This is a genomic window from Haemophilus influenzae, assembly GCF_019703545.1.
Taxonomy (GTDB): domain Bacteria; phylum Pseudomonadota; class Gammaproteobacteria; order Enterobacterales; family Pasteurellaceae; genus Haemophilus; species Haemophilus influenzae_E.
This window is the reverse complement of record NZ_AP018771.1, coordinates 1,144,596-1,167,962: the sequence shown is the minus strand read 5'-3', so window position 1 is coordinate 1,167,962 and position 23,367 is coordinate 1,144,596. Positions and strand designations below refer to the sequence as shown.

Sequence of the window (23,367 nt, the reverse complement as noted above, 5' to 3'; positions counted from 1 at the left end):
TTGTATAAAGTGCGGTCATTATTTATGGGATTTTGCCCAGTTTAAGAAACGTGTTTGAGTTTCTTTATCCGCTTGTTGGAACCAATATTGAAGCTGTTGCTCTGCAACGTTTTCGCCCTGAACAACCACTTTTCCTTTATTCGCTTTTGCATTACCTGCTGGTGCAGCAACCATTGAATTAGCAGAAGTTGTTGCAGTAAATTTAGAAACTGATGCCGCTGCACCAGACGCATTATATTCAGCAAGATCATTTAGCACATTACCACTTGGGAATAAACCTTCTTGTTTTAACACATCCACTTTCGCTGAAATAGCATTACCTGATTTTGTTTTCACAGTAATATTTGGCATTTGATTGAATTTATCGCCACTATCAAGATTACGAATAGCTGGTGCGGAAATAACTAAATCTTCAGCATTACCTTGAAATGTCACAATCACAGGATTAGATTCAAAAAGAGATTGATTCGATCCTGAACCAACAATTTCATTTAAACGCACAACAACCTGATGGCTTTGGGTATCATCTACAGTAAATGTCTTAGCTTTTCCGAGAGATTTAGAGGCTTTTTGACCATCAATCGCTAAAAACTCAAGGTTAGATGACGTAGAAACCATTCCAGCAAAGGTTGCCGTACTTGTGCATAATGTGGCAAGACCTAATACAACAGCGCGTAATTTCATAATTGCTCCTTTGGTATAAATGAAATACTCGCTTATGCTATGCCAAATTAGCCAAAATGAAAATAAAAAGTAAGAATTAATTTAAAATTTTTTGTTATAAATAGCGCAAACAATCACAATGTTTTATTATGTTGGCGATCTACACACTAAACCAGTGTCGTGAAAATTTAATCCATTAAATATCAACGGGAGTAACAATGTTGAACGATATTTTAACAGGCTATGGAATTTTTATTCTGGAAATTTTAACAATTTTATTACTCATTCTTGCTATTGTTGGTTTGATTATTTCTTATCGCCAACATAACAAGTCTAAAGTGGGAGAATTAGAAATTAAAGATTTATCAGAAGAATTTAATGAACAAGTTCGTTTATTACGTGATTTTAATCTTTCTGAAGAAGAACAAAAACAACGCACTAAAGCTGAAAAAAAAGCGGAAAAACAAAATGCTAAAAAACGCAAAGAAAAATTGAAAAAAGGAGAGACTTTAGAAGATGAAAAGAAAGCTTGCGTATATGTATTAGATTTTTGCGGCGATATTTCAGCCTCAGAAACAACCGCACTTCGTGAAGAAATTTCAGCAATTTTAAATGTCGCCAAATCTGAAGATGAAGTATTACTACGTTTAGAAAGCCCTGGTGGCATTGTGCATAATTATGGATTTGCAGCCTCTCAATTATCCCGCTTAAAACAAAAAGGCATAAAATTAACTGTTGCCGTCGATAAAGTGGCTGCAAGTGGCGGTTATATGATGGCTTGCGTTGCCGATAAAATTGTATCCGCACCTTTTGCTGTTATTGGTTCTATTGGCGTTGTCGCTCAAATTCCAAATGTTCATCGACTATTGAAAAAACACGATGTCGATGTAGATGTAATGACTGCGGGCGAATTTAAACGTACAGTGACCGTATTGGGTGAGAACACTGAAAAAGGCAAACAAAAATTTCAACAAGAATTGGAAGAAACACATAAATTATTCAAACAATTTGTCTCACAAAATCGCCCTTGCCTAGATATTGATAAAATCGCAACAGGCGAACATTGGTTTGGACAACAAGCCATTGCATTACAACTTGTAGATGAAATCTCAACGAGTGATGATTTAATTTTGGAAAAAATGAAAGAAAAACAGGTGCTTAATGTTAAATACCGTTTAAAAAAATCCCTAATAAAAAAATTCGGACGACAAGCTGAAGAAAGTGCAATTAATATCATTCATCGTTATAGTACAAAACAGTCTAGAGACTTTATGTACTAAACATTTATCCACAAAAAAGCAGAAGTTTTTATTTCTATGTTTACAAGACAAATCTTTGTCATTAAGATACTCGCCGATCTTTAGGGGTTTTATTATATTTAATTCATAAATCAAGTTGAGTATTGTTAATCCAAATATTACGCAGCTAATCGTTTAAATGATTAGCTGCGTTTTTTATTTTAATAACAAAATCGCAACTTACCATTTCCCCTTAGCAAAATTTTCTATTGTTCTTGCTTCCATAAATAGGGATAATAACGCCCCTATTCAAAAGGCAAAAAATAATGACGCACTATATTTTATTGATTATCGGCACCGCATTAATTAACAATTTTGTATTGGTAAAATTCTTAGGTCTTTGCCCTTTTATGGGTGTATCCAAAAAAATTGAAACGGCTGTGGGAATGGGATTAGCAACAATGTTTGTTTTAACTGTTGCTTCCCTTTGTGCATATTTGGTCAATCACTATATTCTAATTCCCTTAAATGCTACTTTTTTGCGTACATTAGTGTTTATTTTAGTTATTGCTGTAGTGGTGCAATTTACCGAAATGGCAATAAACAAAACAAGTCCAACATTATATCGTTTACTCGGCATTTTCTTGCCTTTGATAACTACAAACTGCGCAGTACTTGGTGTCGCATTATTAAATGTAAATCTCGCTCATAATTTAACAGAGTCTGTCGTTTATGGTTTTGGTGCATCTCTCGGTTTTTCCTTAGTATTGGTACTTTTTGCCGCGCTTCGTGAACGTTTAGTCGCCGCTGATATACCTGCCACTTTTCGCGGTTCAGCCATTGCTTTAATTACCGCAGGCTTAATGTCCCTCGCTTTTATGGGATTTACAGGACTTGTAAAATAATAAAATGATTTACCTTTTAATGATAATAACTCTGTTAATTTTATTTATTGGGTTCACTCAGTATTTTTCAGGAAAAAGAAAGAAATAATGACCTTTTTATTCATCGTAATTACGCTACTCGCTTTAATTTTCGGTGCGATTTTGGGCTTTGCATCAATCAAGCTCAAAGTGGAAGCTGATCCTGTCGTAGAGAAAATTGATGCTATTTTACCGCAAAGCCAATGTGGGCAATGTGGTTATCCTGGTTGTAAGCCTTATGCTGAAGCCATTTGCAATGGCGATGAAATCACAAAATGTATTCCAGGTGGTCAAACAACTATCGTAAAAATTGCCGAAATTTTAGGGGTTGATGTACCAACAATGGAGGGCATAGAAGAACCTATCGAAAAAGTTGCTTTTATTGATGAAAATATGTGTATTGGCTGCACAAAATGTATCCAAGCCTGTCCCGTTGATGCCATTATTGGTACAAATAAAGCAATGCACACGATCATTCCCGATCTTTGTACAGGTTGCGAGCTTTGTGTTGCGCCCTGCCCGACAGATTGTATTTTAATGATTCCCGTGAAAAAAAATATTGATAATTGGGATTGGAAATTTGATGCAAAACTCGTTATTCCAGTAATGAATGTCGATGGCTCTGAAAAAAAATTGGTTGTGGGGGAATAAATGGCGGACGTATTATCTCGTTTCAATTCCGGTAAATTATGGGATTTCAAAGGTGGCATTCATCCACCAGAAATGAAATCTCAATCTAATTCACAGCCATTACGCTATCTGCCTCTCGGCACGGATTTTTACATTCCACTCAAACAGCACCTAGGAACAACAGGCAATCTTTTAATAAAAGAGGGCGATTACGTCTTAAAAGGACAAGCCTTAACAAAAGGCGATGGCTTGCGTATGTTGCCAGTTCACGCGCCCACTTCTGGCACAATTAAATCGATTAAACCTTATGTTGCCACGCATCCTTCAGGTCTTGATGAACCCACAATTCATTTACAGGCGGATGGTTTAGATCAATGGATCGAACGTAATCCTATTGATGATTTTTCAACGCTATCGTCAGAACAACTTATTCACAAAATCTATCAAGCAGGTATAGCAGGTTTAGGCGGTGCAGTATTCCCAACTGCTGCCAAAATTCAGTCAGCAGAGCAAAAAGTCAAACTCTTAATTATCAATGGTGCAGAATGTGAGCCTTATATCACTTGTGATGATCGTCTTATGCGTGAACGCGCTGATGAAATCATAAAAGGCATTCGTATTTTACGTTATATATTGCACCCTGAAAAAGTTGTCATTGCCATTGAAGATAACAAACCAGAAGCCATATCGGCAATCCGCAATGCACTACAGGGAACAAATGATATTAGCATTCGGGTTATTCCAACAAAATATCCTTCAGGTGCTACCAAACAACTGATTTATTTGCTCACAGGGATAGAAGTGCCAAGCGGTGAGCGTTCATCCAGCATTGGCGTATTAATGCAAAATGTGGGAACAATGTTCGCAATAAAAAGAGCAGTTATAAATGACGAGCCTTTAATTGAGCGTGTTGTCACCCTTACTGGAAATAAAATCGCTGAAAAAGGCAATTATTGGGTGCGTCTTGGCACACCCATTTCCCAAATATTGAGCGATACGGGCTATCAATTTGACAAGCATTTTCCTATATTTGCAGGTGGGCCAATGATGGGGCTAGAGCTTCCAAACCTAAATGCGCCTGTGACAAAACTTGTCAATTGTTTACTTGCGCCAGATTATCTTGAATATGCCGAACCTGAAGCAGAACAGGCTTGTATTCGTTGTTCTAGCTGTTCTGATGCCTGCCCAGTAAATTTAATGCCACAACAACTTTATTGGTTTGCACGCAGTGAAGATCACAAAAAATCGGAAGAATACGCTCTCAAAGATTGTATTGAATGTGGAATTTGCGCCTACGTATGCCCAAGCCATATTCCTCTAATTCAATATTTCCGCCAAGAAAAAGCTAAAATCTGGCAAATAAAAGAAAAACAGAAAAAATCAGATGAAGCCAAAATTCGCTTTGAAGCAAAACAAGCACGGATGGAACGTGAAGAACAAGAGCGTAAAGCACGTTCACAACGTGCAGCACAGGCTCGCCGTGAAGAATTAGCACAAACTAAAGGGGAAGATCCAGTCAAGGCGGCACTCGAACGCTTGAAAGCGAAAAAAGCCAATGAAACAGAATCAACGCAGATTAAAACACTAACCTCAGAAAAAGGAGAAGTTTTACCTGATAACACAGATTTAATGGCGCAACGTAAGGCACGCCGTTTAGCTCGTCAGCAAGCAGCATCTCAAGTCGAAAACCAAGAACAACAAACTCAACCAACCGATGCGAAAAAAGCAGCAGTTGCAGCCGCACTTGCTCGTGCAAAAGCAAAAAAACTTGCTCAAGCAAATAGCACCAGCGAAGCTATTTCAAACGCTCAAACCGCAGAAAATGAAGTAGAAAAAACAAAAAGTGCGGTAGAAAAAACACAAGAAAATTCAACCGCACTTGACCCTAAAAAAGCAGCCGTAGCCGCCGCCATTGCTCGGGCAAAAGCAAAAAAACTTGCACAAGCAAATAGCACCAGCGAAGCTATTTCAAACTCTCAAACCGCAGAAAATGAAGTAGAAAAAACAAAAAGTGCGGTAGAAAAAACACAAGAAAATTCAACCGCACTTGATGCGAAAAAAGCAGCCGTAGCCGCCGCCATTGCTCGGGCAAAAGCAAAAAAACTTGCACAAGCAAATAGCACCAGCGAAGCTATTTCAAACTCTCAAACCGCAGAAAATGAAGTAGAAAAAACAAAAAGTGCGGTAGAAAAAACACAACAAAATTCAACCGCACTTGACCCTAAAAAAGCAGCCGTAGCCGCCGCCATTGCTCGGGCAAAAGCAAAAAAACTTGCGCAAGCAAATAGCACCAGCGAAGCTATTTCAAACTCTCAAACCGCAGAAAATGAAGTAGAAAAAACAAAAAGTGCGGTAGAAAAAATAGAAGAAAATTCAACCGCACTTGATGCGAAAAAAGCAGCCGTAGCCGCCGCCATTGCTCGGGCAAAAGCGAAGAAACTGGCAAAAACACAAGCAACATTAGAAAATAATCAGGAATAAAATAATGTTTAAAATGGTTAGCTCCCCACATACCCATTCGGGAAAACTCACAGCACGTATTATGCTTTGGGTAATATTGGCAATGATGCCCGCTTTTTTCACGCAAATTTATTATTTTGGATTTGGCGTGGTGCTTCAATCCGCATTAGCCATTAGCACGGCAATCATTGTGGAATTTATTGCAATAAAATTACGCGGTAAAAAACCGCTCAATTATCTTTCAGATTTCAGCGTAGCCCTGACTGCGTTAATTTTGGCAATGGCTATTCCACCTTATGCACCTTATTGGGTCATCATTATTGGAACACTCTGTGCAGTTTTATTAGGTAAACAAGTTTATGGGGGTTTAGGGCAAAATCCATTCAATCCTGCGATGATTGGCTATGTAATTCTTCTAATTTCATTCCCATTACCAATGACAACTTGGATGCCACCAATTAATTTATTACAGGAAACACCGACTTTTTTAGATGCATTTTCATTAATATTTTCAGGTTTAACCACTGATGGATTTACGCTTTCACAACTTACACATAACATTGATGGCATCACCCAAGCAACGCCTTTGGATAGTGCAAAAATTTTCTATAAAAGTCACAATCAATTAAGTGATTTTTATGAATTAATTAAACTGCCTATATTTATGGGTAATGGAACTGATTTCTCTCAAGGCTGGTGGCAAATCAACGTGGCTTTCTTAGCGGGCGGAATTTTCCTTATTTTAAAACGTGTCATTCACTGGCAAATTCCAGTGGCGATGCTTGTCACCTTTTTCTGTTTAGCCACCGCGACCGCTTTTACTGGTTTCACGCATTTAAGTGCGATTAGCCAACTCGTTAGTGGCGCAATGATGTTTGGTGCATTTTTTATTGCAACAGATCCTGTCACAGCCTCCATTACACCACGCGGAAAAATTATTTTTGGCGCATTAGTGGGGTTATTTGTTTATCTCATTCGTTATCACGGAAATTATCCAGACGGCGTGGCATTCGCCATTTTATTAAGTAATATTTGCGTCCCACTTATCGATCATTACACACGTCCGCGCGTATCTGGTTATCCAACAAAAGGAAGAAAATAATGGGTACAGTAAAAATCACATCGCGTTATGGCATATTGTTAGGCTTTATTGCCCTACTTTGCACAGCAATTTCTGCAGGAATTTTCTTCCTAACAAAAGATAAAATTGATGCGGTAATCGCAGCACAACAGCGAGAATTACTTCTACAAGTTATCCCACAAGATTATTTCAACAATAATTTGCTAGAAAGTGCGGTTATTCCTCAAGATAAAAATTTTGTGGGTATCCAAAAAATTTATTTTGCGAAAAAAGATGGAAATATTTCTGCCTATGCCTATGAAACCACCGCACCAGATGGTTACTCTGGCGATATTCGCTTGCTTGTGGGATTAGATCCGAAAGGCGAAGTGTTAGGCGTACGAGTAATCGAACATCACGAAACACCAGGCTTAGGCGATAAAATTGAACGCCGAATTTCTAACTGGATTTTAGGTTTCACAAATCAATCGATTAATGAACATAATTTAAGCGAATGGGCGGTAAAAAAAGATGGCGGAAAATTTGATCAATTTTCTGGGGCAACCATTACACCTCGTGCAGTAGTTAATCAAACTAAACGATCAGCATTAATCATGCTAAATAATCAAGCCTTGTTACAACAGCTTTCAACACAAGTGAAATAATATGACAGATTTAACTGAAAAAAATACCGCACTTGAAGAAGAAAAAATAGAAAGTGCGGTTGAAAATCAACAAAAATCCATCTGGAAAGAAATTTTTGCTCAAGGAATTTGGAAAAATAACCCTGCAGTTGTCCAACTTCTCGGGCTTTGTCCACTTTTAGCGGTGTCTAGCACAGCCACCAACGCGCTTGGTTTGGGTTTAGCAACAATGCTTGTACTCACTTGCACAAATACGGTCATTTCCCTTTTCCGTCAATATATTCCTAAGGAAATCCGTATTCCAATCTACGTGATGATCATTGCAACCACAGTAACAGCGGTTCAACTTTTAATGAATGCTTACACTTATACGCTTTATCAATCACTGGGGATTTTTATTCCATTAATTGTGACCAACTGTATTATTATCGGTCGCGCAGAAGCATTCGCCTCAAAAAACAGCTTACTCCATTCCATCTGGGATGGGTTTTCAATGGGATTAGGAATGGCACTTAGTCTAACCATTCTCGGCGCATTACGTGAAATTATTGGACAAGGCACGATTTTTGAGGGCATAGAAAATCTATTCGGCGAACAAGCAAAATTTTTAACGCACCATATTTACCATACAGACAGTAGCTTTTTACTTTTCATTCTGCCACCAGGCGCATTTATAGGCTTAGGCTTGCTCCTCGCCATAAAAAATCGAATTGATAATATAAAAAAATAAAGCAACCAAATCTTGCCTTCCCCTGCTTGCGAGGGAAGGTATCACAAAGTGACAAAAGGGGGCTTACAGTCTTCTAAACAGATAATTCCAATAAATTAAATAGGCTAATTTCTACAAAAATATGAACAAAACAAAAAGAATCGAAATACTCACAAGATTACGAGAGCAAAATCCCCACCCGACCACAGAATTACAGTATAATTCGCCCTTTGAATTATTAATTGCGGTCATTCTATCGGCGCAAGCAACCGATAAAGGCGTGAATAAAGCAACAGAAAAACTATTCCCCGTGGCAAACACGCCTCAAGCGATTTTAGATTTAGGATTAGATGGTTTAAAAAGCTATATTAAAACTATCGGGCTTTTTAATAGCAAAGCAGAAAATATTATCAAAACTTGCCGAGATTTAATCGAAAAGCACAACGGCGAAATCCCCGAAAATCGTGAAGCCTTAGAAGCATTAGCAGGTGTCGGACGAAAAACAGCTAACGTGGTTTTAAACACAGCATTTGGTCATCCAACTATTGCGGTGGATACCCATATTTTCCGTGTATGCAATCGCACTAATTTTGCAGCGGGTAAAGATGTGGTAAAAGTGGAAGAAAAGCTGCTTAAAGTCGTACCTAATGAATTTAAAGTGGATGTTCATCATTGGCTAATTTTACACGGACGCTACACTTGTATCGCGCGTAAACCTCGTTGTGGATCTTGCATTATTGAAGATCTTTGTGAATATAAAGAAAAAGTTGAATTTTAATTTTGCGGTAAAACAGCCTAATTATTTACCGCACTTTTTATTAAAAATAGGATAAAAAATGACAACAAACAATAAACAGCGACAAACTTGGTCGAGCCGTCTCACTTATGTAATGACGGTCGCAGGCGCAACTGTCGGTTTCGGTGCAACTTGGCGTTTCCCTTATCTTGTGGGAGAAAATGGTGGCGGTGCTTACGTTCTACTTTTCTGTATCGCAATGATTGTAATCGGCATCCCAATGATTTTAGTTGAAAACGTGATAGGTCGCCGCTTACGTGTAAATTCCATTGATGCATTCGGCGATAAAATTCTCGACAAAGGAAAAGGCATTTCTAAATATTGGAAAATATTAGGTTATATGGGCTTACTCGGCGCATTTGGCATTATGGCGTATTATATGGTGCTTGGTGGTTGGGTTATTTCTTATATCATTAGCCTAATCAGTGGTACCTTAGATATCTCAGCCCCCATCACAAAAGACATTGCCAAAAATTTCTACGATCTTCATATCGGCAATAGCCCTTATGAAATTATATTCTACACCCTCTTATTTGTTATCGTGAATTACATTATCTTGGCAAAAGGGATCATTGGTGGAATTGAACGTTCGGTAAAATATTTAATGCCACTGCTATTTATCTTCTTAATTGGAATGGTTATTCGCAACGTAACATTACCGGGTGCAATGGAGGGCATTACATTCTATTTAAAACCTGATTTCAGCAAAATTACCCCACAATTATTTATCTTCGTTTTAGGGCAAGTCTTCTTCGCATTAAGCCTTGGTTTTGGTGTATTAATTACCCTTTCCAGTTACTTAAATAAAGAAGAAAACTTAATCCATACTGCAGTTATTACAGGTTTCACCAATACAATTATTGCCGTACTTGCTGGCTTTATGATCTTCCCATCACTTTTCACCTTTGGGATTGAACCAAACGCAGGACCAACATTAGTATTCCAAAGTTTACCTATCGTATTTTCTCACTTATGGGCAGGCAAATTCTTTGCGATTATCTTCTTCGGCTTATTATTAATTGCTGCACTAACTACTTCCATCACAATTTATGAAGTAATCATTACGGCATTGCAAGAAAAGCTCAGAATGCGCCGTGGCAAAGCCATTGTCTTAACCCTTGGTGGCATTTTTCTATTAGGCAATATCCCTGCAATTTTAGGCGATAATCTATGGAAAAACGTAACCATTTTCGGCAAAAGCATTTTTGATTTCTACGATTACGCCAGTGGAAATATTCTCTTTATGCTGACCGCACTTGGCGGTGCTATTTTCGTTGGTTTCGTGTTAAAAGATGAAGCCAAAAAAGAACTTTCTTCAACAAAATATTCAACTTTCATCAAAATTTGGTTTAACTACGTGAAATTTGTTGTACCCTTGATCATCTTAGTTATCTTTATCAGCAACCTGTTCTAAAAATTAAAAATGCGGTAAGGCGACTACATCACCGACACCGCTTTAATTTGAACATAGACATCTTGCCCAACAGCAAAACGTAGTTCATTTTGCGCCCATTTACTGATACTTGCCCAAATCTTATGCCCTTCCACTAATACGGCAAGATCCACTCGAGAATCTTGTATCTCAATTTGTGTAATTTTGCCACGTAAAATATTACGGATGCTTGTTTGTTCTGGCTTTTGTAGCGTGATAGAAACATCTGAACTATAAATACAAACTCGCACTCGCTCGCCTACATTTGCAGGCACTTGATGAATCCAAAGCACTTGTTCGCCTAGCGAAAGTGCGGTCATTTTATAAGGTGGATTATGCAAATGAACAGGCAAGGCAAGTACACTGCTCTGTTCGTTTTCCCCTTTCCAAGGGGCAAAAATAGGGCTATTCCAAATTTTTTCTACGCTGTCATAGGCTTTCACAATACCGTTTTCCATCAATACGACCCGATCAGCTAAACGCAACAGTTCGTCCAAGCTATGTGTAACATATAAAATCGGGATATTAATTTCTTTAGAAAGACGTTCCAAATATTGCATTAGCTCACGTTTGCGGGGAACATCAAGGGCAGAAAGTGGTTCGTCCATCAGTAAAATATCAGGATCAGTCAGCAGCGCACGCCCTATTGCCACACGTTGTTTCTCTCCGCCAGAAAGCGTAAGCGGATAACGCTTTAATAAATGAGTAATACCGAGAAGATCGACAATATAATTAAAATCATCTTGCGAGACATTTTTCATGCCATAGCGCAAATTACCTTTCACTGTGTAGTGAGGAAATAAGCGTGCATCTTGGAACACATAGCCAATTTTACGCAAGTGGGTCGGCAATGATTCTTGGCTTTCCATATCCACTAAAGTGCGGTCATTTAAACGGATGAATCCTTCGTCTGGTTGTATCAAGCCACTGACAAGATTAATCAGCGACGTTTTACCTGAGCCAGACAAACCGAAAATAGCTGTCACACCTTGATCTGGCAATTGTATATTCGCTTGCAAGGCAAGTTGCCCGAGCTGTTTTTTCACATTAATCTGCAACATTTCCTTGTCCTAATTTTTTCTGCATTCGCTTGCTCAACCATTCAGACAGTAACAAAGAAATCAATGAAAGAATGATAGCAAATAAACATAAGCGAGCAGTTTGTTCTTCTGCTGCGGGTGTTTGAATAAAAGAATACATCGCAAGGGGAATCGTTTGAGTTTCGCCTGCAATGTTCGATACAAACGTAATGGTCGCGCCAAATTCTCCTAATGATCGAGCAAAACCAAGCACGAGTCCAGCTAAAACCCCAGGTAAAGAAAGCGGCAAGGTTATTGTAAAAAATACACGCCAAGCGGAAGCACCCAATGTTTGCGCCGCTTGCTCCAATTTAATATCAATATTTTCTAAAGAAAGTCGAATCGCGCGAACAACCAATGGAAAGGCAACCACGGCAGAGGAAAACACAGCCCCCTTCCAACTAAAACCAAAAGATAAGCCAAACCACTGATATAAATATTTACCAATGAAACCATTGCGCCCCATTGCGACAAGTAATAGATAACCGATAACCACTGGTGGCAACACTAAAGGCAAATGAATTACGCCAGTAATCAGAGATTTTCCATAGAAGTTTTTGCGTGCTAAGAGCCACGCCACAAAAATGGCTAACGGCAAACTCCAAAGCATGGAACTAACAGCGACACTCAAACTTAAATTAATCGCTGAGATTTCCATTGGCGTCAGATTGAAAAATGAAAAAAATTGGGTAAGCAAAATGAATAGCCTCTGTTTAAATACCAGATTGATGGGAAAATTCCCACATTTTCGCGAGAGATATAATAACGCTAATAACAAAGGGCAGAAATATCTGCCCTTAATAAATGTTAAAATGCCATCTTATTTTGCAGAGAAACCATATCCCACAAGCACTTTCTTCGCAGCATCTGATTCTAAATATTTCAAGAAATCGCGAGAATCCGCATTATCATGACCTTTTACAATAGAAACAGGATAAACAACTGGTTTATGGCTATCAGCTGGGAACACTGCAACCGTTTTAACTTGTTGGCTAACTTTTGCATCAGTGCTGTACACAATACCGTAAGGTGCTTCTGCACGTTCAACTAAAGCTAATGCGCCACGCACATCTTTAGCACGTGCTAAACGATCTTGCACTTTATCCCATAAATTTAATTTGGTTAATGCTTCTGCTGCGTATTGACCAGCAGGTACGTGTGCAGGATCGCCAACAGATAAATAGCTATCTTTTAATGCATTGATCCATTCACCTTTAGCAATATCCACAGAATTTACCGCACTTTTTGCTGGTGCGATTAAGACTAAATCATTGCCCACTAAAACTTTTTCGGTTTCTTTTACGGTTAAATCTTTTTCAGAAAGATATTTCATCCATTTATTGCTTGCAGAGACAAAAATATCCGCTGGTGCGCCTTCTTCAACTTGTTTTGCTAAAGTTGAAGAAGAAGCGAAAGAAAACACTACTTCATTTTTCGGATTTTGTTTTGCGTAATCTTTTGCAACTTGTTGTAAAGCATCTGTCATTGAAGCAGCTGCAAATACAGTCACTTTAGCAGATGCCGCAAAAGAAAAGCCTAATCCTGCGATTAAAAGTGCGGTTGAAATTTTCGTTAATTTTTTCATAAATCATCTCCTACGATTAAACGTTATTTACTTGATTATATATTGAAATAAATAACAATCATATAGCAAAAGAAAAATTATTTAGTAAAATATATAACGCTTAGGCTTACCACTTAGGATTACTTAGGGACAGCAAAATGAAAAACACCGAAATTTTACTCACGATTAAACTTCAACAAGCACTTTTTATCGATCCAAAACGAGTGCGTTTACTCAAAGAAATTCAACAATGCGGTTCAATTAATCAAGCTGCGAAAAATGCCAAAGTGAGCTATAAAAGTGCGTGGGATCATTTAGAAGCCATGAATAAAATCAGCCCTCGCCCATTGCTGGAACGAAATACAGGTGGAAAAAATGGCGGAGGCACGGTGCTTACCACTTATGCCGAGCGTTTGCTACAGCTTTATGATTTATTAGAACGTACGCAAGAACACGCTTTTCATATCCTACAAGATGAATCCGTGCCGTTAGATAGTTTACTCACGGCAACCGCACGTTTTTCTTTACAAAGTAGCGCACGCAATCAATTTTTTGGGCGAGTGGCACAACAACGAATCATTGACTCTCGTTGCGTTGTGGATGTGAATGTGCAAGGATTACCAACGCCGTTGCAAGTTTCTATTACCACAAAAAGCTCGGCTCGTTTGAAACTGATTACAGAAAAAGAAGTGATGCTGATGTTCAAAGCACCTTGGGTGAAAATTAGTGAACAACCATTAGCAAATCAACCGAATCAGTTCCCCGTAAATATCAAATCACTAAATGAAGAGGAAGCCATCCTTCAATTTGCTGAAAGCGACATTGAATTTTGTGCCACAGTCCACCAGCCAAATCAATGGCAAATCGGGCAACAGGTTTGGATTCACATTGATCAAGAGCAAATTATTTTAGCAACGCTGGGGTAATTCAGATATATAATACGTAAATTCAATACTTATATTTATTGTTTTCTGAACTAAAATAACCTCAAATCAAACAAAATTTTAAATAAAATATTTAATTTCATCAGATTTCCTATTTACGTAAAAAAGTTTGATAAAGGTTTTTTAATAACGAGGTTGGCAATAAACGAGAACCAAAACGCAATGCAAAAGTAAATAATCCAGATAACAAACCCTGAATTCCCAAACGATATTTTAATTTGAACAAACGCCATTCTGCTTTGGCTTGATTGACACCACGGCGGCGACTCACCATACCATTTCCCACTCGCGCATAGACTAAAATATCTGGCAAATTCGCCACATATAAACCTTGTGCAACAAGTTTGATCCACAAATAATAATCTTCTTGAAGATCTTCATATCCACCACAATTAATGACCGCACTTTTTTGATATGCCACCGTCATATGATTAAACGGACAACGTTTTTGCGTGAATTTAATAATTTCTTGAGCCGACGTTGGCACATTACGATATGCCACAATATCATTTACATTTTTACCAAATTCAGCAATTTGTCCGCCAAAAATGATGGTTTCAGGGTGCTGTTCAATAAACGCTACTTGCTTTTCAAAACGATAAGGCACGCAAATATCATCGGTATCCATACGGAAAACCCAGTCATAATCACAATGCAATAAACCTTCGTTCAAGGCTTTGCCTAAGCCCCGATTTTGCGGCAATTTAACTAATTTTAATGGCAGTTTTGTTTCAAATTCTGTCACAACAGATTCTAATTCTGGCGTTACTGCGCCATCAAAAACCAAGACAATTTCATCTGCTTGACGAGTTTGTGCCACAAGACTTTCAAAACACTCCCGCAAGAATTGAGGATTTTCCTTAATATATAAGGACATTAGGACTGAAAATTTCATTTTATTTTCCCAACCGTTTTAAATTAATGGCTAATTTTGGCGAAATTAAAATAACCAAAGTAATAATAAATTGCTTAATGCTTTTTGTTTTCTTAAAAATATCAAAATAATATTTTGCCGCTTTACGCGATAAATTCATGATATGGGGATAAGCCAAAATATAGCTCGCGTTAATATCAAAATTACGAGCTTGCTCTACCGTTTTCACATAATGCTCGCGAATATAATCAATGGCTTTTTGCGTATTAGTGGTATCCGTAGACACACTTGAGCGTTTAGTATGGAAAGTACAATAAGTTAGTGGTTCATTAATTTTATAAGGGGTAAAACTTGACTCTTGTAACAGTTTTAACAAGAAATCATAGTCTTCCAAAGAACGAAGTGCGGTGGATAATCCACCTATTTTTAAAAACATCTCTTTTTTAATCGCAACCATTGGCATGCCACCAATCTTATTGGCTAACAAAATACGTTCTGTCGAGATTTCTTGAGGTTCAATCGGTTGAGTCACATAAGTAAACCCTTCATTGACCATTTCACACTTAGCTGGATGATAAATAAAATTAATGTCTGGATTTTGCTCAATCACTTGTAATACTTTTTCACATTTTTCCGGCATAAAACGATCATCATCATCGAGAAAAAGCAACCAATCACCCTTTGATGCTCTCACACCAATATTACGACTTTCTGCTGCACCTTGATTGGTTTCATTACGAATCACTGTAACTGGAAAAGAATAACTTTGTTCAACAACTACTCTCTCTTTGGAACAATCATCCACAATAATCACTTCAAAATTACTCGATGTTTGTTGAGTTAGACTTTCTAATAAAGCTGGCACTTCTGCTTTTCGATTATAAGAAGGCACAATAATGCTTAACATAATTCCTTCCTTTAATTAGCCAAATTTTTCTTAATCGCAAAGATTTTTTTCAATGGATATTTCATTAATTTTTTAAATAAATTATTGGATAAAGATCCACGAACACTTTCTAAATTGCTTATCAATACAGGATTTTCAATTACCATGAGAGGGCGAACCACTTTATTTCTTATATTAAAATTCTGTTCAAAGAGTAAAAAATCATCCGCTAACCAAAAAGGTTTATTTTGATAAATTTGCTGGATAAATCTTCTTGCCGCTGATTTTTTTATAAGATAGCCCACTGTGCCGGCAAAATAACTTTTATAAGGGAAAGCATAATTTACATTGCCTGTTTTTTTGCATAGAAAAGAAAAAGTTGTGGGATAATTAATTTCTAAATCAGTATCATTGAAATTATTAATTTTTGACTGTCCAAGCAATATAATTTCAGCCTCAAGTTTTTCTGATAAAAGTGCGGTTAAATTTTGCTGAAAATCTAAGTGGAATAAAGCATCATCTTCACAGACTAACGCATAGCTATCTTCAGCAATATCGTTGTCTTCAACAATTTTTTGATATACCGAAAGATGGCTTAATGTACAACCGATCTCGCCCTTAGTCACATTACGAAAATAATATGCTTTAAATTGTTCAATATTAAAAATAGCAGCTAATTCATCCCAATCTTTTTGCATGGTATTAATGGCCGAAAAAACTTGGAAATCCTCAGTATTTTTTTGAGAAAAGAATAATTCCCGACGTTGAATATCTTTATCTAAAGAGATCAAATATTTTTTTAACATAAAATTATTCCTTATAAAATCCCTTTCCATTCTTCAATAATTTTCTCAATGCCATAATCTTCACTTATTAAACGAGATTTGTCTGACATTTGTTGATAAAGTTCAGGATTATTGATTAATAAATCTAAACCTTTAACCATTTCTTCAATATTATTTTGTTCACAAAGAAAACCATTTTCTTTATGTTCCACTAATTGCTTTACGCCAGGAGAACAATTAAAGGCAACAATAGGTAAGCCAAATGCCATCGCTTCAATAACGACTAAAGGCAAGCCTTCTGTTTGTGAAGGTAAACAATAAATTGAACTGCTTTCATAATAAAAAGAAACATCATTAGTACGAAGAATAAAATTAACTGAATCTTTAATATCCAATTCCTTAGCAAAATTTTTTAAATTTTCTTCTTCCTCCCCTGAACCCACTATTTTTAAATTCCAATTTGGGTGATTTTTTGCTAAAACTTGCCAGGCTTTTAATAAATAATCAAAACCTTTATAAGAAAATAAATGCCCTACAGATAAAATAGTTTTATTTTCCAATTTTGCTAATTTGTTCTTTGGCAAAAGCGTATTTGGATTAGCAATAGTGATTATATTGTTCGTTTTAAATTTTTCTTGCCACAGCATTTTTTCTGCTTCTGTCAATGTAACTATTTTATCGCAAGTTGTTACAGCTAAATATTTACCGAGCGTGCGAACGAGATGATTGCCCGTAAAATTAAAAGAATAATGCTCCCATAAAATATGTTTTATATTTAAATTAACCAACGCCAAAGCAGAAAAAAGCATAATTGCACCATCAACCACAATTAAGGTATCCAGCTGTAATTCTTTAACTAATTCTCTTAATTTTTTAGTGATAGAAAAATAATCTTTTTTCAATGAATAGGGTAATTTATTCATTGGGTAAATATTAATTTTTTCATCGATTTGGAAAAAAGGCTTGTTACCGCCAATGCTAATAAAAGAAACATCATAACCCTGTTTAGCAAGAGCATTAGCAACATTAATGGAAACGCGCTCCGTTCCACCCGCACTTTCGATATTCATTATAAAGAAACCAATTTTTTTCATTTTAAATTTCCTTATAAATCGTTAATCCAAGCTCAGAGAATGAATCGTAACAGAATTGCCATCTTGGAATACTCGTTCTAATAAAACGAATTTCTACATTAGGATGACTTAACAAATTAAATGCAACAGAACTGAAGAACGTATAAATAATTACTTTTTTATTTGATAAATGTTTAAATACGTAATCTTCAAAAATTAATTCAGATTCAACATAATTTACCCCATCCACTCGATAATCTTCTGCTGGATGAGGGAAATAATAGTCAAAAGGAATCTGATCTTTTAATTTTTTTATTAATGAGATGTTTTCCTCTTTTGTATTTAACAATGGTTGCCCAATAAAAAATGAGACCTTGCCATCTATATCACCATCTATTTTATTATCCCATAAGGAAATAGATTCAATATTGGAAACAATATTTTTGTAATTAGGATAAACCGTATAATGTTTTTTTATTTTTTTAAATAATTTATTCACACTATATTTATCGCCAATAAAGGCTTTAATCAGTTTATATTTAAATGTATCAGGCTCTCTCAATAAATTTGGATGAGGGAAAATATTATCTGAACCATCATCAAAGGTATAAAGTTCTTTAAATGAAACATGACTAAGATAAGTTTGTAGCCATAATGAATTAAGATTGGCGAGAAAAACCTTATCAAAACCTTTGTGCGTAATTTTATTCTTAAGCCGGCGCATTAACTTGAGAGAATCGAAACCTTTTAGATCTTTTCCCGTATCAATATTCACAGAATAACTACAAACCTCCGCTAATTTACTCGCATACAAGGTTCTTTTTTTATCCCATACCCCACCAAACATTACGCCAAAGAATTGTTCATTAGGATGTAATTCAATTATTTTTCTCGCAATTAATACTTGCAATGGTGTGCAACAAAGAATGAGATTCATAGGGTTTTACTCACTTTAGATGTCATAAAATAAAGAATAGGAATAATGGAAAGCGAACCAATAATTCCAGCATAAGGGATATATTTAATTTCTGTAAAAGTTAAAGCTACAAGGCTTGCCACATAAATGATTGTAGATAAAACGGAACATTGGGAAATAAGTTTATTTTTCCCATAATAGAAAAGATAATTAACTAAAATCAAATAAGGAATACTTAATGTGGTCGAAATTAAAAATAAAATAAAATAATATTTCGTTCCCACAAATTGACTACCTAAAATCCAAACTAACACATCCTCAGGAATAATCCACATTATTAAGGCAGGAATAGGTATTAGCAAAAAGGAAAATAACGCCCATTTATGTAGCTGTTGAATAACTAATTTCTTTTGTTTTAAGGCTTCATAAAAATAGGGAATAATCGCTTTATTAAGTGCTTGAATAGCAATAGAAACAATTAAAGCAAGTTGAGCCCCCATAGCATAAAGCCCTAAATCTGTTTCACTGAATTTGTGATAAATAAAAATACGGTCTAACTGTCCTTTTAAGAAAAAGCTCGCATAATGCAAAATGAGCGGTAATCCAAATCCTAAAATATAAAATAATGCGGATTGATAATGTTTAAATTGATATTTCTTGGATTTTGCATTCTTTCTGTAAAGAAAATAAGAAAAAAACCAAACGACTAAATTACTCAATAAAATTGCCAAAATTCTTTTTTCAACAAGATCATTTTGATAATACTCAAGCAATGCGACCGTAAATACAGCTCCCGTAACAGTAAGTGAAAATTGAATAAAAGCATAAGACCAAGCCTTTTTCTGGCATTGTCTTACACTTAGCTGAACATTTAAGAAAGATTGGAAAATTGAGGAAAGTGCAGCGTAAAATAATATTTCAGACTGAGCAATCCAACAGCCAATTAAAATAATACTGCCGATTATCGTGGTATAAGCATAGCCGGTATTCACCACTAAATTTAATGAACGTTTTCCGTAAAAATAAAAATAACGGGAAATTGCGCCTTCTTGAGTTAAAGAAACCACAATTAAAAATAAACTTAAAAAAGTTTGATAATAAGAAAGTGAGCCATACCCTTCTACGCCCAATTTACGGGATAAATAAGGCAAAAGTAAAAAAGGAACTAACTTTGACGATAATTCCCCAGCAAGGTAAATGGCACTGTCTTTAAAAACTTTCATAAATATCACCGCACTTTTGATGAATTCGAGCGTTCGTTTATCAAAAAATAAGGGGGCTTATTTTAACAAAATCAACATGGACAAGCTATGACTAATCATTATAATGAAACCGCTCTATATCAAGGATCTTATCTATGTTAGAACTAGGAAAACTTCTTACCGCACTTATCGCACCGCCTCTCAATACCTTTGTATTACTGATTATTGCAGCGATTATTTATTGTGTTCATTTCAAAAAATTAGCCAAATTTCTTGCGATTATAAGTTTCACTTGGCTTTATATCATGAGTGCGCCTTTTACTGGTTTATTGCTAACAAATAATGATGATTCTCCAGCCCTTACGCTAGATGAGTATAAACAAGCTCAAGCCATCGTGATATTAGGCGGTGGATCTTACCCAACCAAAGAGCTGTATGCAGAAACGGCTTCTGGCGCACCACAACTAGAACGTTTACGTTATGCGGCATTTTTACAAAAGGAAACGGGCTTGCCTATTTTAACCACGGGCTATTCTTTGATCGGCATTTCTGAAGGCGATTTAATGGCAAAAGAACTTAACCAATTCTTTAATGTGCCAACACAATGGATCGAAAATAAAGCCCGTAATACGGAAGAAAATGCCAGTTTCACTAAAAATATTTTAATTAAAGATCATATTCAAAAAATTATTTTAGTAACAAATCAATGGCATATGAAACGAGCCAAATATCTTTTTGAAAAACAAGGATTTGATGTTCTTCCTGCTGCAGCGGCAAGCTATGGCAGCAAAGGAAATTTATCTGCAAAATCTTTTATTCCTGACTTAGGTGCATTGAATAGCAATATGGTTTTATTAAAAGAGTGGATTGGTTATTGGAAAGCCCATTATGTAGAATAATTTGCTTATAAAACTCGATGACTCGTTGTTTGAAAAGAAAATTGTATTTGCTCATAAAAAATCTGCACCTTAGTTAGTTGTTTAGTCCAACTTTTGGGGTGCAGATCAATTCAAGGCTTTTTTATTATATTCAACATTTTATCTATAAGAAAAACCGAATCTTATAGAGATTCGGCTTTAATTATGTTGTGTTTGAAAATTATTCTTTATGTATTATGACTTACGCTAATTCCGCACGTAATTTTTTGGTTACATCCACCATCACTTTTAATTGATCGATAGTTTCTGTCCAACCACGCGTTTTTAAACCGCAGTCTGGATTTACCCATAAGCGTTCTTTTGGAATTACATTTAATGCTTTGCGTAATAAGTGTTCCACTTCCGTTGCCGTTGGCACACGAGGGCTGTGAATATCGTAAACACCTGGGCCAATATCATTTGGATATTTGAAATCTGCAAATGCGGTTAATAATTCCATATCTGAACGTGAAGTTTCGATGGTAATCACGTCTGCATCTAATGCCGCAATGGCAGGTAAGATATCGTTAAACTCGGAATAACACATATGTGTGTGAATTTGCGTATCATCTTGCACGCCCATTGAGCTTAAACGGAATGCTTCGCCTGCCCATTGTAAGTATGCGTCCCAATCTGCACGTTGAAGCGGTAAACCTTCACGAATGGCTGGTTCGTCAATTTGAATGACTTTAATGCCTGCTGCTTCTAAATCTAACACTTCATCAGATAATGCTACGCCGATTTGTTTACATACGGTTGAACGTGGAATATCGTTACGCACGAATGACCATTGTAAAATAGTCACAGGGCCTGTGAGCATTCCTTTCATTACACGGTTAGTTAAACTTTGTGCATATTGAGACCAACGTACTGTCATTGGCTCAGGGCGGGTAACATCACCGTAAATTACTGGTGGTTTTACACAGCGTGAACCGTAGCTTTGTACCCAACCAAACTTGGTGAATGCGAAACCATCTAATAATTCCCCAAAGTATTCCACCATGTCGTTACGTTCTGCTTCACCGTGAACTAACACATCTAAATCTAATTCTTCTTGGCGACGTACTACATATTCGATTTCTTTTTTCATTGCCGCTTCGTAATCTGAAAGAGATAACTCGCCTTTTTTGAAACTTGCACGTGCGTGACGAATTTCTGTCGTTTGTGGGAATGAACCAATGTTTGTAGTTGGCAGAAGCGGTAAATTTAACCACGCATTTTGCTTAACGATACGTTCTGCAAATGGCGATTTACGTTGATCCGCACCTTTTGGCAAGTTTGCTAAACGTTCTGCCACTTCAGGGCGATGAATTTCTTTTGACATTGCGCGTGCATCTGCTGCCGCTTGGCTTGCATCTAATGCAGCCTGCACAGAAGCTCTACCATGATTTAAGGCTTGTTTTAATACGTTTAATTCTTCTACTTTTTGTAGCGTGAAAGATAACCAGCTGTAAAGTGCGGTATTTTTTTCTTTTAATTGTACTTCCACTTCTAAATCAAATGGGGTGTGCAATAATGAACAACTTGGTGCAATCCATAAACGCTCGCCTAATTTTGCTTTTAATGGCTCTAATACATCTAACACTTTGTTTAAGTTTGCACGCCAGATATTACGGCCTTCAATCACACCAGCTGATAACACTTTGCTGTAATCTTCAAATGCCGCAAGTTGTTCTGGTGCACGCACTAAATCTAAATGCAAGCCTGCAACAGGTAAGGCTTTTAATAATTCAGCGTGTTGTGCAACAGAACCAAAATAAGTGGCTAATAATAATTTTGCGTTCACTTTGCTTAATTCAGTGTAAACAGATTTATAGGCTTCAACCCATTCTGCAGGTAAATCTAATGCTAATGCAGGTTCATCAATTTGAATCCACTCTGCCCCTTCAGCCACTAATGCATTTAATATTTCAACATAAACAGGCACTAATTGATTTAATAAATCGAAACGGTTAAATGCTTCGCCTTTTTCTTTACCTAACCATAAGAATGTTAATGGGCCAACAATCACAGGTTTAAAGTTTAAGCCTAACGCTTTTGCTTCACGGATTTGGTTTACATAATGTGCTGGATTAGCTTTGAAAGCGGTCGATTTTTGGAACTCAGGCACAAGATAGTGATAGTTCGTATCAAACCATTTGGTCATTTCAATTGCGAATTGATCTTTGTTACCACGTGCAAGTTGGAAATATTGATCAAGGGTTAAATTTTGGCTATCAAAACCAAAACGAGCAGGAATTGCCCCTGTTGCCACTTGTAAATCTAAAATATGATCGTAGAACGTGAAATCGCCCACTGCAACGAAATCCGCATTGGCAGTCGCTTGATGTTTCCAGTTTTTTTCACGCAATGCTTTCGCTAAATCTAATAAATCTTGCTCGGCTAATTCTTTACGCCAATAACGTTCTTGTGCGAATTTTAATTCACGTTTTGCCCCTACACGAGGAAAGCCTAAAATATGTGATGTTGTCATAATAACTCCCAATTTAAAGTAATTTTTTTAATCATTTAGACGGCTAAACGTCTATACCAATATAGAATGCTTGATCTTCATTTATTATGCAAACTTATT

General features: G+C 36.5%; 22 protein-coding genes. 11 read left to right on the top strand and 11 right to left on the bottom strand.

From position 1 onward, the window contains the following. Nucleotides 1-18: 18 nt before the first annotated feature. Nucleotides 19-684 (bottom strand): curli polymerization inhibitor CsgI-related protein, encoded by a 666-nt coding sequence (locus K6J66_RS05760; protein ID WP_014550667.1) that lies wholly within the window; start codon nucleotides 682-684, stop codon nucleotides 19-21. 197 nt (nucleotides 685-881) lie between these two features. On the opposite strand from K6J66_RS05760, the gene sohB reads away from it, so the two are divergent. The 9 genes from sohB (at nucleotide 882) to K6J66_RS05715 (ending at nucleotide 10,537) form a co-directional block, all read left to right on the top strand. Then, a complete protein-coding gene (sohB, locus tag K6J66_RS05755; protein ID WP_015702474.1) occupies nucleotides 882-1,943 on the top strand; it encodes a protease SohB in 1,062 nt (353 codons plus the stop codon). A 284-nt stretch (nucleotides 1,944-2,227) separates the two neighbouring features. Continuing rightward, nucleotides 2,228-2,806, top strand: a complete 579-nt coding sequence (rsxA, locus tag K6J66_RS05750; protein WP_110442633.1) for an electron transport complex subunit RsxA — start codon at nucleotides 2,228-2,230, stop codon at nucleotides 2,804-2,806. An 87-nt stretch (nucleotides 2,807-2,893) separates the two neighbouring features. Next, nucleotides 2,894-3,475, top strand: coding sequence for an electron transport complex subunit RsxB (rsxB, locus tag K6J66_RS05745; protein WP_005650033.1), 582 nt, complete (start codon nucleotides 2,894-2,896; stop codon nucleotides 3,473-3,475). Continuing rightward, on the top strand, nucleotides 3,476-5,935 hold the full coding sequence (gene rsxC / locus K6J66_RS05740) for an electron transport complex subunit RsxC (protein ID WP_110442632.1): 2,460 nt from the start codon (nucleotides 3,476-3,478) through the stop codon (nucleotides 5,933-5,935). A gap of 4 nt (nucleotides 5,936-5,939) precedes the next feature. Then, nucleotides 5,940-7,016, top strand: a complete 1,077-nt coding sequence (gene rsxD / locus K6J66_RS05735) for an electron transport complex subunit RsxD (RefSeq protein WP_110442631.1) — start codon at nucleotides 5,940-5,942, stop codon at nucleotides 7,014-7,016. Next, a complete protein-coding gene (rsxG, locus tag K6J66_RS05730; RefSeq protein ID WP_110442630.1) occupies nucleotides 7,016-7,639 on the top strand; it encodes an electron transport complex subunit RsxG in 624 nt (207 codons plus the stop codon). The genes rsxD and rsxG overlap by 1 nt, the downstream gene beginning before the upstream one ends. Nucleotide 7,640: 1 nt before the next feature. Continuing rightward, nucleotides 7,641-8,348, top strand: a complete 708-nt coding sequence (locus tag K6J66_RS05725; protein WP_005658208.1) for an electron transport complex subunit E — start codon at nucleotides 7,641-7,643, stop codon at nucleotides 8,346-8,348. A 121-nt stretch (nucleotides 8,349-8,469) separates the two neighbouring features. After that, nucleotides 8,470-9,105: an endonuclease III gene (nth, locus tag K6J66_RS05720; protein WP_005631918.1), complete on the top strand. Its 636-nt coding sequence runs from the start codon at nucleotides 8,470-8,472 to the stop codon at nucleotides 9,103-9,105. Nucleotides 9,106-9,163: 58 nt separating this feature from the next. Beyond that, nucleotides 9,164-10,537 (top strand): sodium-dependent transporter, encoded by a 1,374-nt coding sequence (locus K6J66_RS05715; RefSeq protein WP_065245392.1) that lies wholly within the window; start codon nucleotides 9,164-9,166, stop codon nucleotides 10,535-10,537. 23 nt (nucleotides 10,538-10,560) lie between these two features. On the opposite strand, the gene modC is transcribed toward K6J66_RS05715, so the two are convergent. The 3 genes from modC to modA form a co-directional block, all read right to left on the bottom strand. Beyond that, nucleotides 10,561-11,616 carry a molybdenum ABC transporter ATP-binding protein ModC gene (gene modC / locus K6J66_RS05710; protein ID WP_038439676.1) on the bottom strand — a complete coding sequence of 352 codons (1,056 nt, stop codon included), beginning with the start codon at nucleotides 11,614-11,616 and terminating at the stop codon, nucleotides 10,561-10,563. Further along, a complete protein-coding gene (gene modB / locus K6J66_RS05705) occupies nucleotides 11,603-12,331 on the bottom strand; it encodes a molybdate ABC transporter permease subunit (RefSeq protein ID WP_192876827.1) in 729 nt (242 codons plus the stop codon). Before modB ends, modC begins: the two co-directional genes overlap by 14 nt. A gap of 123 nt (nucleotides 12,332-12,454) precedes the next feature. Then, nucleotides 12,455-13,219 carry a molybdate ABC transporter substrate-binding protein gene (gene modA, locus K6J66_RS05700; protein WP_005654371.1) on the bottom strand — a complete coding sequence of 255 codons (765 nt, stop codon included), beginning with the start codon at nucleotides 13,217-13,219 and terminating at the stop codon, nucleotides 12,455-12,457. A 137-nt stretch (nucleotides 13,220-13,356) separates the two neighbouring features. Here modA and K6J66_RS05695 point away from each other — a divergent pair, with 137 nt between their 5' ends. Next, nucleotides 13,357-14,124 carry a TOBE domain-containing protein gene (locus K6J66_RS05695; protein WP_005664858.1) on the top strand — a complete coding sequence of 256 codons (768 nt, stop codon included), beginning with the start codon at nucleotides 13,357-13,359 and terminating at the stop codon, nucleotides 14,122-14,124. A 109-nt stretch (nucleotides 14,125-14,233) separates the two neighbouring features. On the opposite strand, the gene lsgF is transcribed toward K6J66_RS05695, so the two are convergent. From lsgF to lsgA, 6 genes are read right to left on the bottom strand one after another with little or no spacing between them, the layout of a single operon-like run. Continuing rightward, on the bottom strand, nucleotides 14,234-15,037 hold the full coding sequence (gene lsgF, locus K6J66_RS05690) for a lipooligosaccharide biosynthesis galactosyltransferase LsgF (RefSeq protein WP_040033952.1): 804 nt from the start codon (nucleotides 15,035-15,037) through the stop codon (nucleotides 14,234-14,236). A 1-nt stretch (nucleotide 15,038) separates the two neighbouring features. Further along, nucleotides 15,039-15,923, bottom strand: a complete 885-nt coding sequence (gene lsgE / locus K6J66_RS05685) for a lipooligosaccharide biosynthesis N-acetyl-glucosamine transferase LsgE (protein ID WP_040033953.1) — start codon at nucleotides 15,921-15,923, stop codon at nucleotides 15,039-15,041. An 11-nt stretch (nucleotides 15,924-15,934) separates the two neighbouring features. Then, the gene (gene lsgD / locus K6J66_RS05680) at nucleotides 15,935-16,708 is read right to left on the bottom strand and encodes a lipooligosaccharide biosynthesis galactosyltransferase LsgD (RefSeq protein WP_040033954.1); all 774 of its coding nucleotides are present in this window, start codon (nucleotides 16,706-16,708) and stop codon (nucleotides 15,935-15,937) included. Nucleotides 16,709-16,719: 11 nt separating this feature from the next. After that, a complete protein-coding gene (gene lsgC, locus K6J66_RS05675; RefSeq protein ID WP_110442629.1) occupies nucleotides 16,720-17,781 on the bottom strand; it encodes a lipooligosaccharide biosynthesis family 4 glycosyltransferase LsgC in 1,062 nt (353 codons plus the stop codon). A 1-nt stretch (nucleotide 17,782) separates the two neighbouring features. Beyond that, a complete protein-coding gene (gene lsgB / locus K6J66_RS05670; protein WP_040033959.1) occupies nucleotides 17,783-18,697 on the bottom strand; it encodes a lipooligosaccharide biosynthesis sialyltransferase LsgB in 915 nt (304 codons plus the stop codon). Continuing rightward, complete coding sequence (lsgA, locus tag K6J66_RS05665) at nucleotides 18,694-19,899, bottom strand: lipooligosaccharide flippase LsgA (RefSeq protein WP_038439668.1); 1,206 nt, start codon at nucleotides 19,897-19,899, stop codon at nucleotides 18,694-18,696. The genes lsgB and lsgA overlap by 4 nt, the downstream gene beginning before the upstream one ends. A 134-nt stretch (nucleotides 19,900-20,033) precedes the next feature. Here lsgA and K6J66_RS05660 point away from each other — a divergent pair, with 134 nt between their 5' ends. Continuing rightward, nucleotides 20,034-20,777, top strand: a complete 744-nt coding sequence (locus K6J66_RS05660; RefSeq protein WP_005670331.1) for a YdcF family protein — start codon at nucleotides 20,034-20,036, stop codon at nucleotides 20,775-20,777. 220 nt (nucleotides 20,778-20,997) lie between these two features. Here the strand turns inward: K6J66_RS05660 and metE are convergent, their stop codons facing one another. Beyond that, nucleotides 20,998-23,268, bottom strand: coding sequence for a 5-methyltetrahydropteroyltriglutamate--homocysteine S-methyltransferase (gene metE, locus K6J66_RS05655; RefSeq protein ID WP_038439666.1), 2,271 nt, complete (start codon nucleotides 23,266-23,268; stop codon nucleotides 20,998-21,000). Nucleotides 23,269-23,367: the final 99 nt, after the last annotated feature.